Source organism: Phenylobacterium sp. (genome assembly GCF_030693805.1).
In the GTDB taxonomy this organism is placed as follows: Bacteria; Pseudomonadota; Alphaproteobacteria; order Caulobacterales; family Caulobacteraceae; genus Phenylobacterium.
This window is the reverse complement of record NZ_JAUXZW010000202.1, coordinates 1-2,217: the sequence shown is the minus strand read 5'-3', so window position 1 is coordinate 2,217 and position 2,217 is coordinate 1. Positions and strand designations below refer to the sequence as shown.

Annotated in this window: 2 protein-coding genes; both read right to left on the bottom strand. The window is 67.3% G+C overall.

Annotated features, from left to right (window positions below):
- Positions 1–23: 23 nt before the first annotated feature.
- Complete coding sequence (gene guaB / locus Q8M88_RS08055; protein WP_305596172.1) at positions 24–1,487, bottom strand: IMP dehydrogenase; 1,464 nt, start codon at positions 1,485–1,487, stop codon at positions 24–26.
- Positions 1,488–1,608: 121 nt separating this feature from the next.
- A partial coding sequence (locus tag Q8M88_RS08050; protein ID WP_305596170.1) for an RlmE family RNA methyltransferase occupies positions 1,609–2,217 on the bottom strand: 609 nt, incomplete at its 5' end.

The window sequence follows — 2,217 nt, the reverse complement described above, 5'->3', positions numbered from 1 at the left end:
CAGTTCAGGCGCGGTCTGAGGCATCAGTGAGGGCTCGGATAGTTGGGCGCCTCGCGGGTGATCATCACGTCATGGACGTGGCTCTCACGCAGCCCGGCGCCGGTGATGCGGATGAACCGCGAGCGTTTGCGGAATTCGGCGAGGTCGGCCGCGCCGGTATAGCCCATCGCCGCGCGCAGGCCGCCCACCATCTGGTGCAGGATCGGAGCGATCGGGCCCTTGTAGGCGACTTGGCCCTCGATGCCTTCGGGGACCAGCTTCAGAGTGTCCGACACCTCCTTCTGGAAGTAGCGGTCGGCGGAACCGCGGGCCATGGCGCCCAGCGAGCCCATGCCGCGGTACGCCTTGTAGGAACGCCCCTGATACAGGAACACCTCGCCCGGCGCCTCGTCGACGCCGGCGAACACCGAGCCCATCATGGCGACGCTGGCCCCGGCGGCGAGCGCCTTGGCGAGATCTCCAGAATACTTGATGCCGCCGTCGGCGATCACCGGCGCGCCGCTGCCGTCGGCCGCGCGGACCGCGTCGAGAATGGCCGTAAGCTGAGGCACGCCCACACCGGCGACGATCCGCGTGGTGCAGATCGAGCCCGGGCCGATGCCCACCTTCACCGCGTCCGCGCCGGCGTCGATCAAGGCCCGCGCCCCGTCGTAGGTGGCGACATTGCCGGCTATGATCTGCACCCGGTTGGTCTCGCGCTTCACCCGATCGACCGCCCTGGCCACGTCCAGGTTATGGCCGTGGGCGGTGTCGATCACCACCACGTCGACGCCGGCGTCCACCAACGCCATGGACCGTTCGAAGCCCAGGTCGCCGACCGTCGAGGCCGCGCCCACCAGCAGGCGGCCCTGCAAGTCCTTGGCGGCGTTCGGATGCTCCTGCGCCTTCTCCATGTCCTTGACGGTGATCAGGCCGACCGCGCGGTAGTCGTCGTCGACGACGATCAGACGCTCGATCTTGTGTCGCCGCAGCAGGTCCTGAGCCTGGGCCTGAGAGACGCCTTCCTTCACGGTGATCAGATTTTCGTGCGTCATCAACGCCTTGGCCGGGACATTGTCGCCAGCTTCGAAGCGCATGTCACGGTTGGTGAGGATGCCGCACAGCCGCCCTGTCCCGGGTTCGACCACGGGGAAGCCGGAGATCCGGCGCCGCGCCTTGATCTCGCGCACTTCGCGCAGGGTGGTGTCCGGATTGATGGTCAGCGGGTTGATGACCATGCCGCTTTCGTAGCGCTTCACCTCGCGCACCTGATCGGCCTGCTCCTCCACCGTCAGGTTGCGATGCAGCACGCCCAGGCCGCCGTTCTGAGCCATGGCGATGGCCAGCCGGCTTTCGGTCACGGTGTCCATGGCGGCGGACACGATCGGTATGTTCAGACTGATCTCACGCGTGAACTGGGTCCGGGTGTCCACCTGAGTGGGCATGACGTCCGACGGACCGGGTTCGAGCAAAACATCGTCGAAGGTGAGCCCTTCGCGAATCTCCATGGAGACACCTCGTTTTGCGGGGCGGGTATAAGCCCATGCTCCACGGCAGGGCAAGGCCCGGAGCCGGTGATTCGTGCGACCCGATCCACGCGCGCCGGCCAACCGCAGGGAATCCCGCAGCTTAGCCTCGCCCCTTGAACCCCGTGGCGACGAAGTAGAGCTCGGAGCTGTCGCTGCGGCTGGACTTCGGCTTGACGTTGCGCACCTGGGCGAAGTGGTGCTTGAGCACCGCGATGACCGCAGCCGTCTCGCCGCCCTGGAAGGCCTTGGTGACGAAGGCGCCGCCCGGCTTCAGCACCTGGACGGCGAAATCGGCGGCGATCTCGATGAGGCCGACGATGCGCAGGTGGTCGGTCTGGCGGTGGCCGACGGTGTTCGGAGCCATGTCTGAAAGCACCACGTCAGGCGGTCCGCCCAGGGCCTCAATGAGCAACGGTCCGCAGGCCGGGTCGGTGAAATCCATCTGCAGGATGTAGGCGGGGGGCAGCGGGTCGACGGGCAGCAGGTCGACGCCGACGATATGTTTGACCCCACGCTCCAACGCCACCTGCGTCCAGCCGCCGGGCGCCAGGCCCAGGTCGACGACGCGGGCTTCCGGCTTGAGGAAATGGAACCGATCGTCGATCTCAGTCAGCTTGAAGGCCGCGCGTGACCGGTAGCCGTGCGCACGGGCGGCCGCGGCGAACGGATCGTTGATCTGCCGCTCCAACCAGGCCTGGGACGAGGGCGT

Coding starts and splice junctions, on each gene's coding strand:
- guaB (WP_305596172.1), bottom strand. CDS start 1,487: ATGGAGATTCGCGAAGGGCTCACCTTCGACGATGTTTTGCTCGAACCC.